The sequence below is a fragment of the Rhodococcus sp. JG-3 genome, from assembly GCF_000482405.1.
GTDB classification, from domain to species: domain Bacteria; phylum Actinomycetota; class Actinomycetes; order Mycobacteriales; family Mycobacteriaceae; genus Rhodococcoides; species Rhodococcoides fascians.
In genome coordinates this window covers 979,573-1,002,469 of the sequence record NZ_KI519398.1, presented here as the reverse complement: position 1 = coordinate 1,002,469, position 22,897 = coordinate 979,573, and the positions used below count along the sequence as shown (strand labels likewise).

The 22,897-nt window shown below is 66.0% G+C and carries 22 protein-coding genes; 11 read left to right on the top strand and 11 right to left on the bottom strand.

From position 1 onward, the window contains the following. Window positions 1–9: 9 nt before the first annotated feature. From K414_RS0106175 to K414_RS0106160, 4 genes are read right to left on the bottom strand one after another with little or no spacing between them, the layout of a single operon-like run. Window positions 10–828, bottom strand: a complete 819-nt coding sequence (locus K414_RS0106175) for a fused MFS/spermidine synthase (RefSeq protein ID WP_027495151.1) — start codon at window positions 826–828, stop codon at window positions 10–12. Next, on the bottom strand, window positions 821–1,261 hold the full coding sequence (locus K414_RS0106170) for a cupin domain-containing protein (RefSeq protein ID WP_027495150.1): 441 nt from the start codon (window positions 1,259–1,261) through the stop codon (window positions 821–823). Before K414_RS0106170 ends, K414_RS0106175 begins: the two co-directional genes overlap by 8 nt. 14 nt (window positions 1,262–1,275) lie before the next feature. Beyond that, complete coding sequence (locus tag K414_RS0106165; protein WP_027495149.1) at window positions 1,276–1,941, bottom strand: SDR family NAD(P)-dependent oxidoreductase; 666 nt, start codon at window positions 1,939–1,941, stop codon at window positions 1,276–1,278. Beyond that, window positions 1,938–2,639 (bottom strand): TetR/AcrR family transcriptional regulator, encoded by a 702-nt coding sequence (locus K414_RS0106160; protein WP_027495148.1) that lies wholly within the window; start codon window positions 2,637–2,639, stop codon window positions 1,938–1,940. The genes K414_RS0106165 and K414_RS0106160 overlap by 4 nt, the downstream gene beginning before the upstream one ends. A gap of 187 nt (window positions 2,640–2,826) precedes the next feature. Between K414_RS0106160 and K414_RS0106155 the strand changes: the two genes are divergently transcribed. The 7 genes from K414_RS0106155 to K414_RS26180 are packed head-to-tail and all read left to right on the top strand — an operon-like array spanning window position 2,827 to window position 10,595. Continuing rightward, entirely contained in the window at window positions 2,827–4,374 is a 1,548-nt protein-coding gene (locus tag K414_RS0106155) for an amino acid permease (RefSeq protein ID WP_027495147.1), read from the top strand. A 6-nt stretch (window positions 4,375–4,380) separates the two neighbouring features. Continuing rightward, entirely contained in the window at window positions 4,381–5,163 is a 783-nt protein-coding gene (locus K414_RS0106150; protein WP_027495146.1) for an urea amidolyase associated protein UAAP1, read from the top strand. Beyond that, window positions 5,160–5,786: an urea amidolyase associated protein UAAP2 gene (locus K414_RS0106145; RefSeq protein WP_027495145.1), complete on the top strand. Its 627-nt coding sequence runs from the start codon at window positions 5,160–5,162 to the stop codon at window positions 5,784–5,786. Before K414_RS0106150 ends, K414_RS0106145 begins: the two co-directional genes overlap by 4 nt. Beyond that, a complete protein-coding gene (locus K414_RS0106140; RefSeq protein WP_037218943.1) occupies window positions 5,783–7,807 on the top strand; it encodes a 5-oxoprolinase/urea amidolyase family protein in 2,025 nt (674 codons plus the stop codon). Before K414_RS0106145 ends, K414_RS0106140 begins: the two co-directional genes overlap by 4 nt. After that, a complete protein-coding gene (atzF, locus tag K414_RS0106135) occupies window positions 7,797–9,500 on the top strand; it encodes an allophanate hydrolase (protein WP_027495143.1) in 1,704 nt (567 codons plus the stop codon). The genes K414_RS0106140 and atzF overlap by 11 nt, the downstream gene beginning before the upstream one ends. A 46-nt stretch (window positions 9,501–9,546) precedes the next feature. Then, window positions 9,547–10,050: a PaaI family thioesterase gene (locus K414_RS0106130; RefSeq protein WP_027495142.1), complete on the top strand. Its 504-nt coding sequence runs from the start codon at window positions 9,547–9,549 to the stop codon at window positions 10,048–10,050. Between the two features lie 2 nt (window positions 10,051–10,052). Continuing rightward, the gene (locus tag K414_RS26180) at window positions 10,053–10,595 is read left to right on the top strand and encodes a helix-turn-helix domain-containing protein (protein ID WP_080729912.1); all 543 of its coding nucleotides are present in this window, start codon (window positions 10,053–10,055) and stop codon (window positions 10,593–10,595) included. On the opposite strand, the gene K414_RS0106120 is transcribed toward K414_RS26180, so the two are convergent. Together K414_RS0106120 and K414_RS0106115 are read right to left on the bottom strand one after the other, a co-directional pair. Further along, a complete protein-coding gene (locus K414_RS0106120; RefSeq protein ID WP_027495141.1) occupies window positions 10,545–11,186 on the bottom strand; it encodes a LysE family translocator in 642 nt (213 codons plus the stop codon). The two genes, K414_RS26180 and K414_RS0106120, sit on opposite strands and share 51 nt — an antisense overlap. Before the next feature lie 61 nt (window positions 11,187–11,247). Then, window positions 11,248–12,135, bottom strand: a complete 888-nt coding sequence (locus K414_RS0106115) for an SGNH/GDSL hydrolase family protein (protein ID WP_202595049.1) — start codon at window positions 12,133–12,135, stop codon at window positions 11,248–11,250. 252 nt (window positions 12,136–12,387) lie between these two features. On the opposite strand from K414_RS0106115, the gene K414_RS29300 reads away from it, so the two are divergent. Beyond that, complete coding sequence (locus tag K414_RS29300) at window positions 12,388–12,546, top strand: hypothetical protein (protein ID WP_167328122.1); 159 nt, start codon at window positions 12,388–12,390, stop codon at window positions 12,544–12,546. Here K414_RS29300 and K414_RS0106100 read toward each other — a convergent pair. After that, window positions 12,543–12,731: a hypothetical protein gene (locus tag K414_RS0106100; RefSeq protein ID WP_230593523.1), complete on the bottom strand. Its 189-nt coding sequence runs from the start codon at window positions 12,729–12,731 to the stop codon at window positions 12,543–12,545. The two genes, K414_RS29300 and K414_RS0106100, sit on opposite strands and share 4 nt — an antisense overlap. A gap of 291 nt (window positions 12,732–13,022) precedes the next feature. Between K414_RS0106100 and K414_RS0106095 the strand changes: the two genes are divergently transcribed. Then, window positions 13,023–14,012, top strand: a complete 990-nt coding sequence (locus K414_RS0106095) for an NAD(P)/FAD-dependent oxidoreductase (protein ID WP_037219817.1) — start codon at window positions 13,023–13,025, stop codon at window positions 14,010–14,012. A 10-nt stretch (window positions 14,013–14,022) separates the two neighbouring features. Here the strand turns inward: K414_RS0106095 and K414_RS0106090 are convergent, their stop codons facing one another. Continuing rightward, a complete protein-coding gene (locus K414_RS0106090; RefSeq protein WP_027495137.1) occupies window positions 14,023–14,733 on the bottom strand; it encodes a Clp protease N-terminal domain-containing protein in 711 nt (236 codons plus the stop codon). Window positions 14,734–14,934: 201 nt separating this feature from the next. Here K414_RS0106090 and K414_RS0106085 point away from each other — a divergent pair, with 201 nt between their 5' ends. Then, window positions 14,935–17,157, top strand: a complete 2,223-nt coding sequence (locus K414_RS0106085) for a bifunctional diguanylate cyclase/phosphodiesterase (RefSeq protein ID WP_027495136.1) — start codon at window positions 14,935–14,937, stop codon at window positions 17,155–17,157. Between the two features lie 36 nt (window positions 17,158–17,193). Further along, entirely contained in the window at window positions 17,194–19,110 is a 1,917-nt protein-coding gene (gene ggt, locus K414_RS0106080) for a gamma-glutamyltransferase (RefSeq protein WP_027495135.1), read from the top strand. Between the two features lie 19 nt (window positions 19,111–19,129). Here ggt and K414_RS0106075 read toward each other — a convergent pair whose 3' ends face one another. Genes K414_RS0106075 through K414_RS26170 form a run of 3 tightly spaced genes read right to left on the bottom strand, consistent with a single transcriptional unit; the run spans window position 19,130 to window position 22,897 of the window. After that, the gene (locus tag K414_RS0106075) at window positions 19,130–19,807 is read right to left on the bottom strand and encodes a response regulator (RefSeq protein ID WP_027495134.1); all 678 of its coding nucleotides are present in this window, start codon (window positions 19,805–19,807) and stop codon (window positions 19,130–19,132) included. Continuing rightward, window positions 19,804–22,257 carry a sensor histidine kinase KdpD gene (locus K414_RS0106070; RefSeq protein ID WP_051364964.1) on the bottom strand — a complete coding sequence of 818 codons (2,454 nt, stop codon included), beginning with the start codon at window positions 22,255–22,257 and terminating at the stop codon, window positions 19,804–19,806. The genes K414_RS0106075 and K414_RS0106070 overlap by 4 nt, the downstream gene beginning before the upstream one ends. Further along, complete coding sequence (locus tag K414_RS26170) at window positions 22,241–22,897, bottom strand: potassium-transporting ATPase subunit C (protein WP_032392574.1); 657 nt, start codon at window positions 22,895–22,897, stop codon at window positions 22,241–22,243. Before K414_RS26170 ends, K414_RS0106070 begins: the two co-directional genes overlap by 17 nt.

The window sequence follows — 22,897 nt, the reverse complement described above, 5'->3', positions numbered from 1 at the left end:
CCCAGTACTTCAATCCCGCAACATCTTTGCATCACGCGCGAAAGTCGTGACCTCGTCGGTCAACCACACATGCGCCGGAACTGCTCCGCCGAGAAGCTCCCGCGCCAGAGCCGGGGAGTCCCCGATCGGGACGTCACTGCCGGCAATGATGATGTTGCCGTAGCGCCTGCCCTTGAGCATCGCCGGATCGGCGACAATCGCCGTGTGCGGAAATATGCTTCCGATGGTCGACGCCTCCTGCTTCGCGAGCGAGAGATCGCGTCGATCACCGCAGTTGACGACGTACATGCCGCCGGGTGAGAGAACGCGTCGAACATGCTCGGTGAACTCGGCCGTGAGCAGCGGAGGCGGAGTTGTGGCTCCGGCGAACACATCTCGCACGATCAGGTCTCGGCTGTTCTCGTTGAGCGTCTCGGTGACGGCCCGTGCCTCACCGACGCGGATACGCAGCAGCGGTGCCCGCGGTAGGTCGAACCATTCACGAACCAGCTCCGAGAGCTTCCCGTCGAGCTCCACCACCACCTGACGCGCACCGGGAAATTCGGCGGTGAACGAGCGTGCCAGCGTGCAGGCCCCGCCCCCGAGATGCAGCGCGCGCAGCGGAAACGTCGAATCCCACTGCGCTCGAACCAGTCCCGAGATCCACCGCATGTACTCGAACTCGAGCACCGTGGGGTCGTTCATGTCGATGTGCGAACTCGGAACATCGTTGACGTTGACGACCCACCCGTCGTCCGAGAAGGAGTCGCGCACCAATTCACAGGTGCCCGAATCGATCTCGAACAGGCCGGGCTTCAGCCCTCCCGCGGACTCGCGCTTCCTACCCATGGGAGTCCTCGAGCCGGAAGTCTTCGAAATCGAATCCCGGGGTGACGATGCAACTGACCAGGCTCGGCTCCTCGCCCACCGGCCGCGCACGCTGCCACACCGACGGTGGCACGATCTGCTGCGGAGACTCGGGCGCAACCAGCAGCGTGGTCACCTCGCCCGGCTGGGTTCCATCACTACCCAGGTCGAGTTGCACCGGGCTGCCCCGGTGATAGAGCCACATCTCGGTGCCGCGGACGGTGTGCCAGGCCGACTGCTGACCGGGCATGAGCAGGAACAGAATTGCCGTCCCTGCCGCGCGGGGACCGGGATAACCGTCGGGCAGAGCTGCCTGTGGAATCGTGACCTCGCTGCGCCAGGTCTCCTTGAACCATCCACCCTCCGGGTGGGGTGCCAGGTCCAGGCTCTGAGCCCAGTCGGGCAACGATGTCATGCCGGCAAGCCTAGTCAGTCCGTGGCTACCTGAACCCGGAACCTGTCGCGCCCGGTGTGCAGGCTCCACAGCTGCTCGGCGAGAGCCTCCGGGCTCTTCTTCGGATCGCTACCGTCGATGGCACCACCGATGATCAACTGCGACACCTGGATTCCCTCTTCGGCCAACTCCTCGTTGAGCAGCTGCGCATAGGCGGCCTGGCCTGCGAACGCGATGGATGTGCCGGTGACCGTACGACCGGGCTTCACGGCAGAGCCGCCGTTGACGAACAAGATCGTGCCCTTGCTCTTGCCGAGGAATCGCATTCCCGGCAGCACCTGATGAACGGCGGCGATGGGTCCGTAGATGGAGAACTCGACCGGTCCGACCATGTCGGCCGGGGTGGTCTCGAGCACGGGCCGCATGAAGTCCTTTTGCGGAAGCGGGCTGTACTGCAGCACCTCGATGGGGCCGAGCGTTTCGGTGACCTGCTCGAGCGCTGCGGCGATGGAGGCCGGATCGCGCACATCGGCGACGAATCCCTTGGCGGATACACCCTCGGCAGCGAGCTGATCAGCGAGTGCGTCGACACGGGCCTGGTTGCGGGAGATCAGGCCGACCGAGAAGCCCTGCGCTCCGAACTTACGCGCCACTGCTGCTCCGAGACCTGCACCTGCTCCGACTATTGCTATCGATGTCATGTCGAATGCAAGGAGCGAGAATCCTCGACTATTCCGACGACCGTCTCGAGCAGGGCTTCCGCACTCTCGTGCAACGCGGTGACATCCGCGGTCCAGCCGAGCACCCGCAGGGCGGCCTCGGCAATCCCCGCCGCATCCACCGTAGGGTCGCGGCGTCCGTTCTCGCGGTCGGCACGCGCGTTCACCACGGTCTCCACCAGGCGAAACGGCAGGTCTTCCGTGCCCGGTCGGCGCTCGGAGCCGAGTTCAACCAGCGTGTCCGACGCGATGGCCGCATACAGGCTCATCAGTGTGTAGCGGTGGTCTCGAAAGGCCTCGAAACGCTCACTGCGCAACTCGGGCAGCAGGTAGAGGGCGCCCAGATTCCAGGTGGACGCGGCCAGCTGCCCGGCGTCGAAGTAGGCGAGGGCGTACATCTGGGTCGGGGCCTCGGCTCCGGAATCGCGGATTCGCTGCGCAACGGCCAACGGCGCGTCGACGGTGCCGCTGAGAAGTGCGTCGAGGATGTCGTCCTTGGTGGCGAAGTGGTGATAGAGCGAGGCCTGACGCAGTCCGACAGCGTCGGCGATGACGCGGGTCGAGGTGTTGGTGAATCCGCGAGTGGTGAACAGCTCAGCCGAGGCGTCGAGTATTTCCTCGCGAGCGGTGTCCCCTGCCCGCTTCTTTGTGCTCAGCCGTGGTCTGCCTGCGCCGGTCATGACTGCATCTTGTCAGGTCCACGTGACGGTGAGATTTCTGTCATCTGATCGAAATAGACGAAACGAGCTTGTTTCACGACGGACACCGCCCGGGAACGGCGGTGCCGAAAACTATCAACTGACAGAAACCCGCCTCGGCGATGCAGCGGGCGGTCACTCACCACCCACCTCGCCCGTAGGAGTGAACATGAGCTCGACAACATTGCCGGCCCCCGGCGCGGGATCGGAACCGGTTCGTACGACGGACCATTCGGATCTTGCTGCCCTCGGGTACGACCAGCAGCTGCACCGTAGCCTCGGCAAGTACGCGTCGTTCGCCGCCGGCTTCTCGTTCGTCTCGATCCTGACCACCATCTTCCAGCTCTTCGGCCTCGGCTTCAGCTTCGGCGGCCCGGCCTTCTTCCTGACCTGGCCGTTGGTGTTCCTCGGCCAGTTCATGGTCGCCTTGAACTTCGCCGAACTCGCCGCGCGCTATCCCATCTCGGGGGCCATCTACCACTGGTCCCGGCGCATGGGCGGTGAACTGGTCGGCTGGTTCGCCGGGTGGTTCATGATCATCGCGCAGATCGTCACCGCCTCCGCCGCCGCAATCGCGTTGCAGGTGGTGCTGCCCAGCATCTGGGGCGGATTCCAACTGATCGGCGAGGACACGGCACTCACCTCGCCGAGCGGTGCCGCCAATGCCGTTGTGCTGGGCTCGATTCTGCTGGTACTCACGACCACCATCAACTGCATCGGCGTGAACTGGATGTCGCGCATCAACAGCATCGGAGTCACCTGCGAGATCGTCGGTGTCATCGCCCTCGTGCTGGTGTTCTTCACCCATGCCGAGCGCGGCCCGCAGGTGGTCTTCGACACCGGCAGTGCCGGAGCCGATCCCGGCTACATCGGGGCCTGGATCGTCTCGGGTCTGATGGCCGCCTACGTCATGGTCGGCTTCGGCTCGGCGGGCGAGCTCGCCGAGGAAACCCGCAATCCCCGACGCGTCGCGCCCCGCACCATCCGCCTGGCCCTGTCAGCATCGGCACTCGGCGGTGGCCTGATGATCGTCGGCGCACTGATGGCCGCACCCAGTCTCACCGACGGTCAGCTTGCGACGCAGGGACTTCCGTACGTCATCGATTCGATTCTCACCTCGCCGTGGGGCAAGGTCCTGCTCGTCGACGTCGCCATCGCCGTGTTCATCTGCACCCTCGCCATCCAGACCGCAGCCTCCCGGTTGATGTTCTCCATGGCCCGTGACGGACGACTGCCCGCCTCGGCTGCACTGGCCAAGGTCAACTCGCGCACCGGAACTCCCATCGCACCCTCGGTGCTGATCGGCCTGGCCTGCGTAGCCATCCTCGCCGTGAACGTCGGCAACTCCGCGATCTTCACGACCCTGTCGAGCGTCTGCATCGTGCTCATCTACCTCGCCTACATGATGGTGACCGTCCCGCTGCTGGTCCAGCGACTCAAGGGCTGGCCGCACGGCGGCGTGCAGAAGGACAGCGACGGCGAGAAGCTCTTCACCCTCGGCCGCCTCGGCCTGCCGGTCAACATCGCCGCAGTTCTCTACGGCGGGCTCATGGTGGTCAACCTCTCGTGGCCACGAGCCGAAATCTTCGACCCCACCGGCGAATTCCCACTGCTGCGCTGGGCCGCACCCCTGACCGTCCTCGCAGTGATCGTCGTGGGCATCGCCTGCCTGCCCCGCGGCAAAGCCCACCCGAAGCCCGTCACGATCGGAGCCTGAACCACCATGAGCACAGCAACCACCCATTCGGCCAAGGAACACGCGCGGTCCCAGGCGACCCTCGCACCGGCCCCCACAGCACCGGAGGGCGTGTCGCAACTGACGTGGGCAGAATCGGTGCCCGGCGGCAGCTACACCACGAAGGTTCTGGCTCGCGGAACCCGCTTGCGCCTCGTCGACGTCGACGGCGCCGCCTGCGCCAACCTGCTGCTCTATCGCGTCGACGCACCGTGGGAGCGCCTCAACACCGCCGACACCGTCAAGGTTCCGTGGCAGGCGTACCTGAGCGCGGGCCACCCCCTGCTCTCCGATCAGGGCCGCGTGCTGGCGACCATCGTCGCCGACACCTCCGGTCACCACGACGCGCTGTGCGGTACCACGTCCACGGCGACGAACATCGCCAAATACGGAGTGAGCGGACCGCATTCGTCCGCTCCGGCCGGACGCGAGCTGTTCACCCTCGCCGCGGCCAAGCACGGACTCGAGCCGCGCGACGTCGGACCGTCGCTGTCGTTCTTCCACGGCGTCACCGTCGACGCGGACGGGAGCCTCGTCAGCACCGGCTCGGCCGGACCGGGCCGCTCGGTGGATCTGCTGATCCACCTGCCGGTGATCGTGTTGCTCGCCAACACCGCTCACCCACTGAACCCCAGTCCCGAGTACGACACGACGACACTCGACGTACTGGCCTGGCGCGCACCGGAAGAGCTGCTCACACTCGACAACACCGAGCCGGAATACCAGCGCGCAGTGCAGAACACCGAGAACGCATGGAAGGCAGCGCAATGACTACCAGCACAGTGAACACGGTGACAGTGAGAGACGAGATCGCTCCCGCGTTCGGCCCCTGGTCGGCAATCGTCGAGGCCGGTGACGTCCTGACCATCGTCGATCTCTACGGCAATCAGGCCGTGGACACCCTGCTGTACGCCGCACACGATCACTCACTGCGATACTCCGCGGCCGCGACCGTCACCGCGCAACAGAACCTGTTCCTGACCACCGGAACCGTTCTCCGCAGCGATGATTCGACACCGCTGATGACGATCAGCGACGATGAGGTCGGCAACCACGACACCGTCGGCGGTGCGTGCTCCAAGGAATCGAACACCCTGCGCTACGGCCATCACACCCAGCACCAGCACGCGTGCGTCGAGAATTTCCTCATCGAGGGTTCCAAGTGGGGACTCGGCAAGCGAGATCTGGCCCCCAACATCAACTTCTTCATGAACGTCCCCGTCGACGCCGACGGCACCCTCGGCATCGTCGACGGTCTGTCGGCCCCCGGTAAGACGCTCTCGCTGCGTGCAGAGATCGACACCCTGGTGTTGGTCTCGAACTGCCCGCAGATCAACAACCCCTGCAACGGGTTCGAGCCCACCGCAGTGCAGATGATCGTGACGCGATCATGACCGCTGTGAACAGTAAGGCCGCCAAGATGACCGTGCAGCGGCCCGGCATGATCACGACCGTGCAGGACTGGCCGGGACGCGTCGGATATTGGAAGGTGGGCGTGCCGCCGTCGGGACCGATGGACGATCTGTCGTTCCGGCTCGGCAACACCGCGCTCGGCAATCCCGAGGGCGCACCCGGCCTCGAATCGACCATGGCCGGACCGGCATTGACGTTCGACGCCGACACCTACGTCTGCGTCACCGGTGCCGCAGTGCCGGTGCGCATCGACGGCCGACCGGCCCCGCAGTGGCGACCGGTTCTGGTACCTGCCGGAGCAACACTGGATGTGGGCACCACCACCGGACACGGTCTGCGGGTGTATGTCCTGATCCAGGGCGGCCTCGACGTCGACGACTACCTCGGCAGCGCAGCGACATTCACGCTCGGTAAGTTCGGCGGACATCGCGGCGGCATCCTGGGCGAGAGAGACATCATCGGACTGGCCGGCCGCTCCGACAACTCCGCCGTCCTCGGACCGATCCCGATGGAACACCTGCCGGTGCTGACGTCCAACTGGGACATCGCCGTCACCGAAGGCCCACACGGAGCACCCGAGTTCTTCACCCGCGACGACATCGACACCCTCTACGCCACCCGCTACGAGGTCCACTTCAACTCCGATCGCACCGGAGTTCGGCTGATCGGACCCAAGCCGCAGTGGGCTCGCGCCGACGGCGGCGAGGCCGGATTGCACCCGTCGAACATCCACGACAACGCCTACAGCGTCGGGGCATTGGACTTCACCGGCGACACCCCGATCCTGCTCGGCCCCGACGGCCCGAGTCTCGGCGGATTCGTCTGTCCTGTCACCGTTGTCGCGGCCGAACGCTGGAAGCTCGGCCAGCTTCGGCCCGGTGACACCATCCGATTCGTGCCGGTCCGGGCTGCAGCCACCGCGCCGCTGGGATCGCTCGGCCTCGCTCGGCGCGCATCACTACCCGCGGTCTTCTCCGCCGGCGGTGACGGGGACGACGGCGTCATCGCTCGGCGTGACGCCGATACCTGCGTCACCTACCGGCGATCTGGGGACGACAACGTGCTGGTCGAATACGGCGACATGAAACTCGACCTCACCCTGCGAGCACGGGTGCACGCGCTGCATCAGCGTGTCGAAGCCATCGCGCCCCGAGGCCTGTTGGATCTGACCCCCGGCATCCGCTCACTGCAGGTCAAGGTGAATCCCGATGTGCTGTCGATCGATTCGCTGATGGGTCTGCTCGCCGAGGTCGAGGATGATCTTCCTGCCGCCTCGGAACTCGTGGTCCCCAGCCGTCAGGTTCGGCTCCCGCTCTCGTGGGACGACCCGTCGACCCGCGAAGCAATTCAGCGGTACATGCACGGCGTGCGTGCCGACGCCCCGTGGTGTCCCTGGAACATCGAATTCATCAGGCGGATGAACGGACTCGGTTCCGTCGCAGACGTTTTCGATACCATTTTCGCGGCGGACTACATGGTGCTCGGGCTCGGTGACGTGTACCTCGGTGCCCCGGTGGCGACTCCGCTGGATCCGCGTCACCGCCTGGTGACGACGAAGTACAACCCGGCACGCACGTGGACGCCGGAGAATGCCGTCGGCATCGGCGGGGCATACCTCTGCATCTACGGCATGGAGGGTCCCGGCGGATACCAGTTCGTCGGCCGAACCACGCAGGTGTGGAACCACAGTGCCACGTACAGCGGAGGCCCGTTCGAGGAAGGAACCCCGTGGCTGTTGCGGTTCTTCGACCGAATCTCCTGGTACTCGGTCGAACCCGAGGAGCTGATGGACCTGCGCGCGGATCTCGCGGCAGGCCGAGGCGGTGGAGTCGAGATCACCGACGGTGAGTTCTCGCTCGCCGAGCACGAGAACTTCCTCGAGTCCAACGCCGAATCCATCGCGGAGTTCCGCGCGACTCAGGCCGTGGCCTTCGGGGCCGAGCGGGACGCGTGGTCGGCAGCCGGAGAATTCGACAAGAGAGGCAAGATCGATGCTGCCTGAGGTACGAGAACGAGTTCTGCAGGCGTACAAGCGAATCGCGGAGGTCGACCGACCCGAGGTGTGGATCACCCTGCGCGACGAGGACGACGTACTGGCCGAGGCGGTGGCGCTCGAACGCGCACTTGAGGCAGGTGCAGATCTGCCGCTCGCCGGCGTGCTGGTTGCGGTCAAGGACAACATCGACGTCGCCGGTCTGCCCACTACTGCGGCGTGCCCCGAATTCGCCTACACACCAGCAGTCTCCGCCGTCGCCATCGAGCGATTGACGAGCCAGGGCGCTCTGATACTCGGCAAGACCAACCTGGACCAATTCGCCACCGGACTGGTCGGCACCCGCAGCCCCTACGGAGCAGTGCGCTGCGCCTGGGACCCCACGCTGGTCTCGGGCGGGTCCAGTTCCGGCTCGGCAGTGGCGGTGGCACTGGGGATCGCGGACATCGGAATCGGCACCGACACAGCCGGATCCGGGCGAGTTCCCGCCGCGTTCCACGGACTCGTCGGCATCAAGGCGACACTGGGGATCGTGCCGAACACCGGCGTCGTTCCCGCCTGCGCCGACTACGACTGCGTCACCGTTCTGGCCCACGATCTCGACAGTGCCACGGCAGCAATCAAAGTGATGACCGGTCCGACCACCACCGATCCACGCAGCCGGGCCTGGCCCGCCGACATTCGACTGGCCGCGTCGCCGGAGCCCCGGGTCGCCGTTCCACGTGCCGCGGATCTGGTATCGCTGAGCCCGGACTACCGTCGGGCATTCGAGGAGACGGTCGCAGGCCTGGCCGACAAGGGCTTCACCCACCTCGAAGTCGACATCTCGGATCTCCTCGATGCGGCCACACTGCTGTACGACGGAGCCATTGTGGCGCAACGCTATTCGGCCGTCGGAGAATTTCTCGATACCGCGCCGGACGGTGCCGATCCCACGGTCGCTGCCATCGTCCGCTCTGCAGCCGGCCCGTCCGCGCACCGCTACGTGGACGATCTGGGCACACTCACCCAGGCCAAGACGGCTGCCCGCGAACTGCTACGCGAGGTCGACGGTCTACTGCTGCCCACCACCACCGAACATCCGAGTATCGCTACAGTGCAGGCAGATCCGGTCGGCATCAACCGACGCCTCGGCACGTTCACCAACTTCTGCAACCTGCTCGACATGGCGGCGGTCGCGGTCCCCGGTGCCCCGACGTCGGACGGCAATCCGTTCGGAGTGATGTTCGTCGTCCCTGCGTTCGAGGATCAGATCGCGATCGACCTCGCTGCTCGGCTGAGCGAAGTGCCGTCACCCTCGCTGATCGACGACGGTATCGAGGTGTTGGTCGTAGGAGCGCACCTGCACGGTTTTCCGGTGCACAGCCAACTGACCGATCGGGGCGCACGGTTCAGCGGCGAGGTGACCACGTCTGCGGACTATCGACTCGTGGATCTGCACACCACACCGCCCAAGCCCGGTCTGGTGCGGCGGGAAGGGGACGGCGCACCCATAGCCGGAGAGCTGTACCGGATGTCCGCCGCCGCGCTCGGCACCTTCCTCGCCGGGTTGCCCGCGCCGATGGGCCTCGGTCCCGTCGAGTTGTCGGACGGACGTTGGGTCACCGGGTTCTGCTGCGCCCACGACGCGGCCGAGAAGGGCACCGACATCACCGAGTACGGCGGTTGGCGCGCCTACCGCGATCAGGGGTTACTATCCTGAGCAGCTGACTATCATGGTGATAGTTACTCGAGGACAGGCGAGACACATGATCACTGATGAGCAACGACGATCGCAGACCTTCTCGTGGGTCGACCCCGCCGAGGTGCTGAAGACTGCGTCCACCATGAGCGGTCTCGACGCCATGCGTGCGCTGGTCAGTGGCGAGCTGCCACCTCCGCCCATCGCCGCCCTCATGCAGTTCTCCCCGGTCTTGGTCGAGACCGGCAAAGTGGTGTTCGAGTGCGAACCGTCCGAGGCGCACTACAACCCGATCGGCATGGTGCACGGCGGTCTGGTGTGCACGCTTCTCGACACAGTCCTCGGTTGCGCGGCCCACACCACGCTCCCGGCAGGCACCGGGTACACCTCCATCGACATCAACGTCAGCTACCAACGCCCGGTGCACTCTCACAGCGGACCTTTGACGGCCACGGGGACCGTGGTCAAGAGCGGCTCGCGAGTGATCTTCACCGAGGGTTCGGTGGTCGACAACACCGGCAGGGTCGTCGCGACCGGGACGAGTTCCTTGCTCGTCATCCCTGGAAAGTAGCAATGCAACGCCGTAGTTTCGCGGACATGGAGTGCCCCATCGCCGGGGCGCTCGAGCAGGTCGGCGAATGGTGGACGCTGCTGATCCTGCGGGATGTGCTCGACGGCTTCTCTCGCTTCGACGAGCTGGAGTCCAATCTCGGTATTGCTCCGAACATGTTGGCGCGCAGACTCAAAGGCCTGGTCGACGGCGGGATGCTGACCAAGGTGCAATACAGTGAGCACCCCCCGCGCCACGAGTACGTACCGACGGCGCGGGCCCGTGAACTCAGCACGGTCATCGTCGCTCTGTATGCATGGGGAAACAAGCATGTGCCGCAACGGGATCGGCGGGTGGTGCTGGTGGACGGAGATGGCCGACCGATCGATCCGGTCCTCGTCGACCGCGAGACAGGAAGGACTCTGCGCGAGAGCCACGCGCAGTTCCTTCCGGGGCCGGCTGCATCCGAAGGCATACGGCGACGGTTGGATCCGGATCTGCGTGCCACGCGTCGATCACGCCGGGAGCGGTCGCCCGCCGTCGGTAGCGACACGGACCGCCAGTAACCCGAGCACTGTGCCCATCAGGTAACGCTGCACCTTCAGCCAGGTGGGCCGGACGGCGAGGAATCGGGCGATCGATCCGGCCAGAACCACGATCACCAGATTGATCACCACCGCTACGGCGATCTGTACGCCGCCGAGCGTGAAGCCCTGCAGCAGAAGGCGGCCGGCCGCAGGATCGACGAATTGCGGAATCACGGAGATGTACATGATCGCGATCTTCGGGTTCAGCAGGTTGGTCACCAGACCCATCGTGAACAGTCGACGGTTCGAATCCTGTTGCAGTGCAGTCGCCTCAAAGGCGGAGGCCGTTCCGCGTAGCGCCTGCACGGCAAGCCAACCGAGGTAGACCGCGCCGGCGAGCTTGCCCACGATGTACAACGCGGGCACGGCCGTGAACACCGCTGCCAGGCCGAGATTGGTGGCCGTCAGGTAGACCAGAAAGCCGACAGCCACACCTACGAGGGACACCATCCCCGCCCGCCTGCCTTGCGAAATGCTGCGCGAGACGAGGTAGATCATGTTGGGACCCGGTGTCAGAACCAACACGAGGGCGACGGCGAACACGCCGAATACTGCGGACCACGAGACCATACGGTCGACACTTCCCGATAGTCGAACGCCCGGGTAGAGCCAGTTACCTTCCCGTGGACACCTATTCGCTTCGCACGATCGAGGCGATCTCGTCACCGATGGCGGCCATGCCGGCTGCCGTCGGGTGCAGTGGCGCAGCGGGGTTCTCCGGGATGACGCCCTCGAAGTACCGCTGATCGACTGCCGCACAGACATCGTGGCCGACGCTGAGCGCCTCGGTGTCGACGAACTCGGCCCCGTGCTCCTCGGCCTGTGTCTTCAGCGCCTGGTTCATGGCGGTGATGCTGCTCTGGATGTAGTCGGTGTCCTCGGGGAGAACCGGCTGATTGGGGAAGCAGCCGCCGTCGGGGAGATACGTTCCGTATCCGACGACGAGGATCCGCGCGTCGGGCGCACGCTCGGCCACCGCGTCGAGCATCGCGCCCCAACCCGGAGCCTTGTCCGCGATGGCGGCGGCGACGGTGTCGACGCCGCCGGCGGTGAGCCGGTCCTTGCAGACGTTGCCTGTCGAGGAATTCGCGAACGTCAGGCAGCCCACCGCAGTCGAGACGAGCCCGATGTCGTTGCCACCGATGGTCACCGTGACCAGTTCGGTCTCGGGCGTCACCGCGTCGAGTTGGACGGGCTGATCCCCGCTGGAGGTGCTTTGGGGCGTCGAGACCAGGTTCTCGGTCACTGCCCCGCCGCACGTGACGTCGACGAAGGACGCGACCTCTAGCTGAGCCGCGACGACGTGTGGGTAGTTCGAGTCGGACTGCTCGCAGCCCGGCACACCCACCTGTTCCGGGATGCGTGGCCCCGACGCCGCGGAATCACCCAGCGCCACATAGTTCAGTGGCGCCGAAGCCGGGGTGTCCGGGACGTCGGCGTCCGGTGCACTGGGCGAAGAACACGCCGCAAGCAGGCTCACGGCAACAGCAATCCCGACGTAGATCCCAGGGTTCCTCACAGGTTCGACGCTACCGCGGCCGGTAACCTCGACCGGGTTGTCCCACGAGTACGTCTACACATCGAAGCAAAGGAACATCTCATGATCACCAACTTCATCAACGCGATCCTCGCCGGCTTCGGCTCCATTTCTGCTGGTAGCAGCGGCTTCGAGCTGGCACCGGGAACGCTGCCCTTCGGACTGTAGGACCGGCAGTTCGCCATCCGTGCGGTGCCGACGGTTCGTCCGGCACCGCACGGGTACACCGCACACATGACTGATCCGAAGCACGACGAGAACTCTGCCCCCGACGCCGACAAGGACGTGCAGTCCGACCCGGCTGCGGACGCAGACACCAACGACTGGTCCAGCGAGGGTGGGGCCATCGAAACCGGCCCGGCCACCGACGACGAGCGAACCGACGGCAGCTAGCCGAACAAGCGGCGAGGTGCCGACCGCACCGTCCGGACGTCACCGTCGGCCACGATGTGCTCCACCGCTTCTCCGCGCGCTCGCATCGACGGGTCGGCGGTGAAGTCCACTCGGGCGTCGCCGAGCCAGTCGATGCCTACGACGATCCCCACGGTTCCCTTGGGAATGCCGCTTCGCCAACGCACGCGTCCCAAATTTCTGAGTGCGACGACCGTATCCCCGATTTCGAAATTCCCCATTGCGCCCCCAAATTCTTCCTGCCGATCAGTAGACCGCACCCGAACGGCCTGTTCAAGCGGTAGATCCGCGCTTACTGCCACCGATCGCAACCGTCGGTTCGGCCGACGAGGGCACAAACAGGGCAGCTACCTCGTTTTGTGTGCGCCGGTCGGAGCAGCGGTATTTTCGTCTTCGACAACTTGCTGTTCTGGCAAGATTTCTTGCCAACCATGCAGCTCTGTCCGCACACTGCAGACATGACTTCAGACAACGCACACCCAGCCCCCGTCGAGAATGTCCCCGTCGACGCGATCATCGTCGGCGGCGGAGTCGCCGGGCTCAGCGCCGCGGTAGCTCTCGGACGCTCGCGCCGATCCGTGACGATCATCGACGCCGGCGATCCGCGCAACGCTCCGGCCGCCCATTCGCACAACTACCTCACGCGCGACGGCGAATCTCCGCTCGAGCTCGTTCGCCTCGGCCGTATCGAGGCCGAGCACTACGGCGTCCGCATCGTCGACGGCACCGCGACGTCGGCGGTGCGGACCGACTCCGGGTTCGACGTGTCCCTCGCCGACGGCACCGTCGTTCGAGGCCGTCGCGTTCTGGTCACCACCGGTCTCACCGACATTCTTCCCAGCATTCCGGGGCTCGCCGAGCGCTGGGGCCGCGATGTACTGCACTGCCCGTACTGCCACGGGTGGGAGGTCCGAGACCGGGCGATCGGCATCATCGGCAGCGTCATGTCCGGACACCAGGCCCAGATGTGGCGTCAGCTGTCCGAGAACGTCACCGTCTTCACCCACACTGCAACGGAACTGAGCCCCGAGGATCTGACGCGGATGCGCGCCCGCGGGATCGTCGTGGTCGAAGAAGAGATCACGCGAGTCGACGTCGAGAACGACGCCATCGTCGGCGTCACGTTGGCGAACGGCGTCGCCGTCGCGCTCGACGCCGTGGTCGTCGGCCCCAACTTCACTTCCCGCGCGGACGTTCTCGAGTCATTGGGACTCGAGACAACCGAGATGGTGATGAACGGGCACGTCCTGGGCACCTACATCGAGGCCGACCCGGTCGGGGCGACGTCCGTGCCAGGAGTGTGGGTGGCCGGCAACGTAGCGGCACCCATGGACACCGTCGTCGCGGCATCTGCGGCAGGCGTGAAGGCCGGTGCCGCGATCAACGGTGATCTCATCGAGGAGGACGTTCGGTTCGCCGTCGAGCAGGCCGAAGCAATGGCCTCCTGACGGCGGTTCATCAGCTTCCCAGCGCGGTTGCCAGTCCGCTCTCGATGGCGTCTTTGCGGACCCCGAGCTCGGTCAGGGTGGCATCCTCGTTCTCGAGCAACGCCAACAGGATGTGCTCGGTGCCGATGTAGTTGTGTCCCAACCGAAGCGCCTCACGGAAGGTCAATTCCAGTGCCTTCTGGGCACCGGCGTCGAATGGAATCAGCGCCGGCAGGGGATCGGCCGGTGCGGGCAGCGTCGCCGTCACCGCGGCGCGGATCTGCTCGTCGGTGAGCCCCTGCGCACCCAGCAGCTTCGCGGCGAAGCCCTCGGGCTCGCCGAGCAGGCCGAGGATCAAGTGGCCCGTGGTGATGTGGTCGTTGCTCGTCGCCCGGGCTTCGTTCTGCGCCCCCACCACCACATTTCGTGCGCGCGGAGTGAAGCGAGAGAAGCCCTGGCTGGCGTCGAGCTCGGCAGGGTCGTCGCCGCCCTTGGCCACGAAACGTTTCTGCACCGCCTGCTTGCTGACACCCATCGAGGCGCCGATGGCAGTCCAGGACGCACCTGAACGACGTGCTCGATCCACGAAGTGTCCGATCAGATGGTCGGCGATGTCGCCGAGCGCATCGGCGGCGATCACCGCGTCGGAGAGCTGATCGAGGGCGTCGGTGTGCACCTTCTCGATGGCGGCGATCAGGTCGTCGAGTCGGACTGGATTGGTGATCTTCGTTGATTCGGTCATGCGTCAACCTTAGGTTGACGACCGCCTGCCGTCAACCTTCGGTTGACGTCAGTTTTCGACGGGTGGGTGGAGCCGAGGTCTGTTCGAAGGCAATTAGTGACCCTGGTCACCGTTTGTGCAGGCAAAGACGTATATTCACCGATGAAGGCGTCAGCGGAGAAGGTGCGAGCGCCGCACGGCGAGGGGAAGTGGGGTCCTTCGATGAATGCGAAGGCCGCTGCGCCATTCGCCGTGCCATCGGTGCGGACCGCGTTCCTGGCTGCGGTGGCCGTCGTCGCGGTGGCGGTGTTCGTCCAGGGCAGTGCCGACGTGCGTGCCGGCGTGCTGGCCGTTGTCGCCGTGGGATCGGTCGTGGCGATCAGTGCGGCAATTCGTCGCTACCGTCCGAGCGACGCCCGATGCTGGTGGGCTCTGTTCGGAGCCTCGGTGCTCTTCATGTTCGGAGTCTCGTTTCGCAGCGACCCGAACGCGCTGGATCGATCGTTCTCCCTGCTCCCGGATCTGTTCACTCTCACCGGGTACGCCCTGGTGGGATACGCCCTGTCTCGGTGGATCCGAGACCGCCGATCGATCGACGACATCACCCCACTCGTCGATGCGGGCCTGATCTTCCTCGGCACGCTGTTCCTGTCGTGGTTGCTGCTGATCTCTCCGGCCCTCGACCTGCCGCGTTCGTCCGTGTCGACGGTGGTGAACGGGATTTATCCGGCGATCGACGCGGCGCTGATCACGTTGACGACATATCTGCTCTTCTCCTCGAAACCCCGCTCCGCCGCGCTGTTCTGGGCGCTGCTCGCCCTGGTGGCGACATTCGTCGGCGACGTGTCCTACGCCTTCGCGGCGACGACCGACGACGCTCCGTCCTCGGGGTTGCTCGACGGCATCTACCTGTTCGCGTACCTGTCGCTGGCGATGGCAGCGCTCGACCCGTCGATGCGCACGGTGTCGCACCGGCAGACCCCCGCACCCGCCCACAGCAGCCGTCGGGTGGTCTTCGTGGTGTTGTTGTTGGTGGTCTGCGCGACCGTGCCGCTGCTCGGTTCGGCGGTCTCCACCGGCGACCTGATCGTCCGCTCGCTGTTGCTCGCCTCGATCCTGGTCGGTGCTTTCCTCCGCGGCGAACGCGCCCTGGCCCGAGTGCAGACCGGCGAGGAGCATGCCCGCTACCTCGCGGCACACGACCTGCTCACCGGACTGCCGAACCGCACGACGCTCGACGCGGAGTACGCCCGACACGAACGCGCTCAGCGACCCGGACGCACCTGCACTCTGTTCGTCGACCTCGACAACTTCAAGATGGTCAACGATTCGTACGGCCACCGCGTCGGAGACGAGTTGATCGTCGCCGCGGCACGTCGCATCCGCGCGGCCGTCGGTGCCGCCGACACCGTCGTTCGGTATGCCGGCGACGAGTTCGTGGTGCTCACCCGCCGCGACCGTTCCGGTTCGGAACTGTTGGCGCGCCGCATCATCGAGCGACTGAGCGAGCCGTTCCCGCTCAGTGCTGCCACCGCCTACGTCTCGGCCTCGGTGGGCATCGCCGACGCCGAACGACTGCACGACGCCATCCGCGAGGCCGACACCGCGATGTATCACGCGAAATCTCTCGGGGCGTCTCGCTACGCGTTCTTCGACGAGTCCTTGCGTGCGCGAGCAACATCGGCGATCGAGACCGCCACCGCACTTCGCGGCGCGATCCGGCGCGGGGAGCTCGAGGTCTACTACCAACCGATCGTCGCGACGAAGTCCCGCAAGACCGTTGTCTACGAGGCGCTCGTGCGCTGGAACTGGCAGGGCCGAGTACGGACGCCGAACGAGTTCATCCCGATCGCCGAATCGACCAATCTCATCGAGGAGATCGGTGAGTGGGTACTGCGCACCGCGATCTCCGATCTGGTGACACTGCGCGCGAACGGGCAGGACGTCACCATGTCGGTCAACGTCTCGCCGATGCAGTTGCGCGACGACTCGTTGCCGGGCATCGTCCAACGGGTGCTCGATACCTTCGGCGTCACCGGTGCGGACCTGGCGCTCGAGATCACCGAAAGTGTTCTGATCGACGACATCGGCGCAGCGAAGACCGTGCTCGATCGGCTCGCCGCCATGGGCGTACTCATCGTGCTCGACGATTTCGGTATCGGCTACTCCTCGCTGAACCGGTTGCGCAAGATGCCGATTGCACTGCTCAAGATCGACAAGTCCTTCGTCCACGAGATCGGCGTCTCCGATTCCGACGTCCAGCTCATTCGCGCGATCACCGCCATGGCGTCCGCGCTGCCCGTGGCCACCGTCGCCGAGGGGGTCGAGACCGAGGAACAAGCTGCGATCATCGAGCAACTCGACTGCCGTTTCGCACAGGGCTATCTGTACGGCAGGCCCGCCCCCATCGCGCATTGGCTTCTCGAATCCGCGCAGCAACGGTGACCACGGTGTTAGCGTCGAGCGGTGTCTGCAACCGGAATGCGCCCTGTTCGCTACACCGCCCTCGCCTGTGCTCTTCTGCTGGTGCCGCTCGTCGCGTGCAGCAGTAGCGACGACGCCGGTACCGACACCGCGGACAGCTGCGTGCTCGGTGCCAGTGGCGGCACCCCGGTAGGAAAGAGTCCGAGCACCGGCTCGGGTGACATCTCCACCAATCCGGAAGTGGCGACCGGATATCGGTCGAACATGACTCCGGTGGAGACGCCGTCGTACTCGGTCTCCACCGCCAACCCGGTCTCCACTGCAGCCGCGTGCGAGGTACTACGCGACGGCGGCACCGCGGCCGACGCACTCATCGTCGCGCAGACCGTGCTCGGGCTCGTCGAACCCCAGTCGTCGGGAATCGGCGGCGGCGCTTTTCTGATGTACTACGACGCCGCGTCGGGCGAGGTGCAGAGCTACGACGGTCGCGAGACCGCGCCGATGAGTGCCACCGGCGACTACCTGCGGTACATCGACGACGTCAACCGCACTGTGCCGCAACCCGATGCGCGGTCCAGTGGCCGATCGATCGGCGTGCCGGGCGTTGTGCGCATGCTCGAGCAGGCGCACGAGGATCACGGCGACAAGCCGTGGGGGGATCTGTTCCGACCAGCGATCGAGCTCGCCGACAACGGAATCGAGATCAGCCCGCGCATGGCCTCGTCCATCGCGGACTCGGCACCGAAGCTCGCACTCGACCCGGCGTCCAAGGACTACTTCCTGCAGCCCGACGGTACCGGTAAGCCCGCCGGCACGGTGCTGAACAACCCAGCGATGTCGAAGACGTTGTCCGCCATCGCAACCGACGGTGCCGACGCCTTCTACACCGGCGACATAGCCCAGGCCATCGTCGACGCGACAGCCGATACCACCGCCGGCCGTACCCCGGGGCAGATCACGGTGGACGACCTCGCCGGCTACGAGCCGAAGACCCGTACCGCAGTGTGCACGCCGTACCGCGATCACGACATCTGCGGAATGCCGGGGCCGTCCTCCGGTGGAATCGCGGTGGCCTCGACGATGGGCATTCTGTCGAACTTCGATCTGGCGCAGTACGCCCCGACGGACATGGACGCCAACGGCGGCAAGCCGACCGCCGAGGCCGTGCATCTGATCTCCGAGGCCGAGCGTTTGGCCTACGCCGATCGCGACAAGTACGTCGCCGATCCGGACTTCGTGCCCCTACCCGGCGGCTCGCCCGACACCCTGCTCGACCCCGAGTACCTCAGCAGCAGAGCAGGACTGATCGACGAAGGCAAGTCGATGGGTACCGCGAAACCGGGCGACTTCGGGCCCGTGCAGTTCGCCTCGTCCACCGATCCCGAGCACGGCACCAGCCACATCTCCATCGTCGACGGCGAGGGCAACGCGGCCTCGATGACGACGACCGTCGAATCCGCCTTCGGCTCGTTCCACATGGTCGACGGATTCCTGCTCAACAATCAGCTGACCGACTTCTCGGCCGCGCCGGTAGCCGAGGACGGAAGCCCGACGGCCAATCGAGTCGAGCCCGGCAAGCGTCCGCGAAGCTCGATGGCCCCGACGCTGGTGTTCGACCGCAGCGACGACGGTGCACGCGGAGACCTCGTTCTCGTCGCGGGCTCACCCGGCGGATCGGTCATCATCCAGTTCGTCGTCAAAACACTGGTAGGACTGCTCGATTGGGGAATGGACCCGCAGCAGGCGGTGTCGATGGTCGACTTCGGAGCGGCCAACACCCCGTCCACCAACTACGGCGGCGAACACCCCAACGTGTCCGGAGAGAACGATCCGGTCGTTGTGACGCTGCGCGAGATGGGCCATCAGGTCTCGGTTGCCGACCAGTCGAGCGGGCTGAGCGCGTTGCAACGCACCGACGGTGGCTGGATCGGCGGAGCCGACCCGCGCCGCGAAGGTGAGGTACTGGGTGGATAGGTGCGGGCGCGGTTAGCGCTCAGCTCACGAATCGATAGCCCATACCGGTTTCGGTGATCAGATGCACCGGTGCCGCCGGGTCTCGTTCCAACTTCTGCCGTAGTTGGCCGAGATAGATTCGCAGATAATGCGTTTCGCGTTCATGCCCGGGCCCCCACACGGTACGCAGAATCTCCTTCTGCGACACCAGCTTTCCTTCGTTGCGGACGAGCAACTCCAGCACCCCCCACTCGGTGCGCGTCAGGTGCACGTTCTCGCCTTGCCGAACAACGGTTTTGGCAGCGAGGTCGACGGTGAAGTCTGCCGTCTGGACGATGGGGTCCGGCACCGATTGCGGACCGCGGCGCAGGGCCGCGCGCAGCCGTGCCAGCAGCTCGTCCATGCCGAACGGCTTGGTCACGAAGTCGTCGGCCCCGGCATCGAGTGCCTCGACTGTGTCGGCCGAGTCGGTGCGCGCCGACAGCACCAGAATCGGCACATCGGTCCATCCGCGCAGACCTGCTATGACGTCGATACCGTCGATGTCGGGCAGACCGAGGTCCAGGATCACGATGTCCGGGTGGAAGTTCGCGGCCACCCGCAGTGCTTCCCCGCCCGTAGCCGCGCTGACGACCTCGAATCCGCGGACGTTCAGATTGATCCGCAGCGCCCGCACTATCTGTGGTTCGTCGTCGACGACGAGCGCCCGTACCTTCACCTGCTCGCCGCCTTCAACTCGACCGTCATCGTCAGCCCTCCGCCGACGGTGTCCGACGCCGTGACGGTACCGCCCATGGCCCGCACGAATCCTCGCACCACCGACAGGCCGAGTCCGACGCCCACCGAGTTGTCACGGTCGCCGAGGCGTTGGAACGCGTCGAACATCGTCGCTTCCGCCCCGACGGTGATGCCGGGGCCGTGGTCGACGACGGAGATGGTGGCCATGTCACCGTGCACTGCGGCGCGCACGGTGATCTCGCCGGTGGGGGCGTAGCGGGCACTGTTCGCCACCAGGTTCGCGAGCACTCGTTCGAGCAGACCCGGATCGGCGAGCACTTCGACGTCGCCCACCTCGACCCGCACGCGCTCGTCGGCCCCTACCAGCGCGCCTGCCAGCACGTCGTCGACGAAGACGGGACGCAGACTGGGTTGGACCACACCGGCTTGCAGCCGCGAGGAGTCGAGCAGATTGGTCACCAATGCCGTCAACTGGTCGGCCGACTCGTCGATGGTGGCGAGCAGTTCGTCGGTGTCCTCGGGCGAGAACTGAACGTCGGTGCTGCGCAGCGACGACGAGGCTGCCTTGACCGCCGACAGCGGCGTCCGCAGATCGTGGCTGACGGCCGAGAGCAATGCTCGACGCAACGCGTCGGCCTCGGCCAGTGCGTTGGCGCGGCTGGCTTCCTCGGCCAAACGGGCTTGGCGCACCATGCCCGCGGCTTGGTTGGCCACGGCTGCGAGGACGCGGCGATCGTGGGCGCGGGTGCGTTCGCCGACGAGCAGCAGCGTGAAATCGCCCGCGTCGATTTCGGTGTCGGCCCCGTTGCGATCGGTAGGCGGGTGTTCGCCCGAGCTGCCCACGATGGATCGGGACTGGTTGTCCCACAATGCGACGCCGGACTGGCGGTACGTCTCCCGTGCGCGCTCGAGCAGCGCACCCAGATCGGCACCGCGCAGGACGGACCCCGCGAACAGGGTCAACAGTTCGGCTTCCTGCGTCGCCCGGCGTGCCTGACGCGTCCGCCGAGCAGCCGCATCCACCAGGGCCGCGACCGCGACAGCGACCAGCAGCAGTACGACTGTCACGACGAAGTTGTCCGGCTCGGCGATCGTCAGGCTGTATCTGGGTGTGGTGAAGAAATAGTTCAGTAGAAATCCTGCGATCAGCGCCGAGAGTGCTGCCGGGGCAACACCTCCGAGCAGCGCCACACACAGCACCACCATGAAGAACAGGGCGCTCTCACCGCTGGAATCGAAATCGGGACCGACCGTGCTCAGCACTGCAGCGGCCAAGCAAGGCACGAGAACCGCGGCCAGCCAGGCGATCACCCGTCGACGCCCCGAATCGACCTGCAGACTCCGCCGACGGGCCTGCTCGGCGTGAGTGACCATGTGCACGTCGATCTTTCCCGAGTTCTGCACCACGGCCGCGCCGATACCCTCGTCGAGAATGCGGGCGGCGCGTGACCTTCTCGAGGTACCGATCACCAACTGCGTGGCGTTCACTCCGCGCGCGAAATCGAGCAGAGTGGTGGGCACGTCGTCCCCGACAACGCTGTGCACACTCGCACCGAGGCCGGCGGCGAGCTTGCGCACGGAACCCATCTGCGGTGCGGACACGCCCATGAGGCCGTCTCCGCGAACGATGTGCAGCACCATCAGTTCGGCACTGGACTTCGAGGCGATCCGACTCGCCCGCCGAAGCAGGGTTTCCGACTCGGGGCCGCCCGTCACCGCGACCACCACCCGCTCGCGCGCCTCCCAGGTGTCGGTGATGCGATTGTCCTTGCGGTACTTCACCAATGCGGCGTCGACCTGGTCGGCGATCCACAGCAGTGCTAGCTCACGCAGAGCCGTCAGGTTGCCGCCGCGGAAGTAGTTGCTCAGCGCGGCGTCTACTTTGTCGGCGGCGTAGACGTTGCCGTGCCGCAGCCTGCTCCGCAACGCCTCCGGTGTGATGTCGACCAGCTCGACCTCGTCCGCGGCCCGAACCACGCTGTCGGGAACCGTCTCTCGCTGCGGAACACCGGTGATCTGCTGCACCACGTCGTTCAGAGATTCGAGGTGCTGCACGTTGAGTGTGGAGATGACATCGATGCCCGCGTCGAGCAGCACTTCGACGTCCTGCCACCGCTTGTCGTGGACGCTGCCCGGAGTGTTGGTGTGCGCCAGCTCGTCGACGAGCACCACCTCGGGGCGGCGCGTCAGGACCGCGTCGAGATCGAGTTCCTGCGCCGAGGCTCCTCGGTAACGGACGGTGGCCATCGGCAGAACTTCGATGCCCTCGAGTGCCTCGATGGTTCGCGCCCGACCGTGCGTTTCCACAACGGCCGCGACCACGTCACGTCCGCGATCCTGCAGCCGACGAGCTTCGCCGAGCATGGCGAAGGTCTTGCCGACGCCGGGCGCGGCACCGAGATAGATCCGCAGCTCACCCCTGTCCGCCACAGCCTGTCTCCTCACCCGGCCGGTATGCGTCCCGCAGTGCCAGGTTCAACTCCGGGACATTCACCGCTTCGGCACCGAGTACACCGTACTGCGGGCCGCGGGTGTACTCGTCGACCAGAGCCTCCACCTCGCTCACCGGCGCTCCGTTGACCTGGGCCACCCGGGCGACCTGGAGGGCCGCGTAGGCGGGACTGATATCGGGATCGACACCGGATCCGGAGCCGGTGACGGCGTCGGCCGGAATGGTGGACGGGTCGACGTTCTCCCGGGCTGCGATGGCGGCTCGGCGCTGTTCGACGAACGACGCGAGTACCTCGCTCGACGGGCCCTGATTGGTCGGCAGCGCCGCGGCCGGATCACCGGGCGCGAACGCGTCGTCGTCCGATACCGAGCCCGTGACGCGGGTGTGGAAGAACGGATCCGGCTCTCCCGGATCCACCTGCGGATCGACGCCGATCAGCGAGCTGCCGACGACGCACCCCTGTGCGTCACGCAGCGGCGACCCCTCGGCGGAGTCGGTGCCGATGCGGCCGATGCCCCAGACCACAGCCGGGTACGCGATGCCGAGGATCACGGTGAGCGCCAGCAGCACTGCGAAGCCGGCGACGACCTGACGGAGAAATCCCTGTACGAAACGCAT

Coding starts and splice junctions, on each gene's coding strand:
- K414_RS0106150 (WP_027495146.1), top strand. CDS start 4,381: ATGAGCACAGCAACCACCCATTCGGCCAAGGAACACGCGCGGTCCCAG.
- K414_RS0106155 (WP_027495147.1), top strand. CDS start 2,827: ATGAGCTCGACAACATTGCCGGCCCCCGGCGCGGGATCGGAACCGGTT.
- K414_RS0106145 (WP_027495145.1), top strand. CDS start 5,160: ATGACTACCAGCACAGTGAACACGGTGACAGTGAGAGACGAGATCGCT.
- K414_RS0106130 (WP_027495142.1), top strand. CDS start 9,547: ATGATCACTGATGAGCAACGACGATCGCAGACCTTCTCGTGGGTCGAC.
- K414_RS29300 (WP_167328122.1), top strand. CDS start 12,388: ATGACTGATCCGAAGCACGACGAGAACTCTGCCCCCGACGCCGACAAG.
- K414_RS0106095 (WP_037219817.1), top strand. CDS start 13,023: ATGACTTCAGACAACGCACACCCAGCCCCCGTCGAGAATGTCCCCGTC.
- ggt (WP_027495135.1), top strand. CDS start 17,194: ATGCGCCCTGTTCGCTACACCGCCCTCGCCTGTGCTCTTCTGCTGGTG.
- K414_RS0106140 (WP_037218943.1), top strand. CDS start 5,783: ATGACCGCTGTGAACAGTAAGGCCGCCAAGATGACCGTGCAGCGGCCC.
- K414_RS0106175 (WP_027495151.1), bottom strand. CDS start 828: ATGGGTAGGAAGCGCGAGTCCGCGGGAGGGCTGAAGCCCGGCCTGTTC.
- K414_RS0106170 (WP_027495150.1), bottom strand. CDS start 1,261: ATGACATCGTTGCCCGACTGGGCTCAGAGCCTGGACCTGGCACCCCAC.
- K414_RS26180 (WP_080729912.1), top strand. CDS start 10,053: ATGCAACGCCGTAGTTTCGCGGACATGGAGTGCCCCATCGCCGGGGCG.
- K414_RS0106090 (WP_027495137.1), bottom strand. CDS start 14,733: ATGACCGAATCAACGAAGATCACCAATCCAGTCCGACTCGACGACCTG.
- atzF (WP_027495143.1), top strand. CDS start 7,797: ATGCTGCCTGAGGTACGAGAACGAGTTCTGCAGGCGTACAAGCGAATC.
- K414_RS0106085 (WP_027495136.1), top strand. CDS start 14,935: ATGAATGCGAAGGCCGCTGCGCCATTCGCCGTGCCATCGGTGCGGACC.
- K414_RS0106165 (WP_027495149.1), bottom strand. CDS start 1,941: ATGACATCGATAGCAATAGTCGGAGCAGGTGCAGGTCTCGGAGCAGCA.
- K414_RS26170 (WP_032392574.1), bottom strand. CDS start 22,897: ATGCGTTTCGTACAGGGATTTCTCCGTCAGGTCGTCGCCGGCTTCGCA.
- K414_RS0106120 (WP_027495141.1), bottom strand. CDS start 11,186: ATGGTCTCGTGGTCCGCAGTATTCGGCGTGTTCGCCGTCGCCCTCGTG.
- K414_RS0106160 (WP_027495148.1), bottom strand. CDS start 2,639: ATGACCGGCGCAGGCAGACCACGGCTGAGCACAAAGAAGCGGGCAGGG.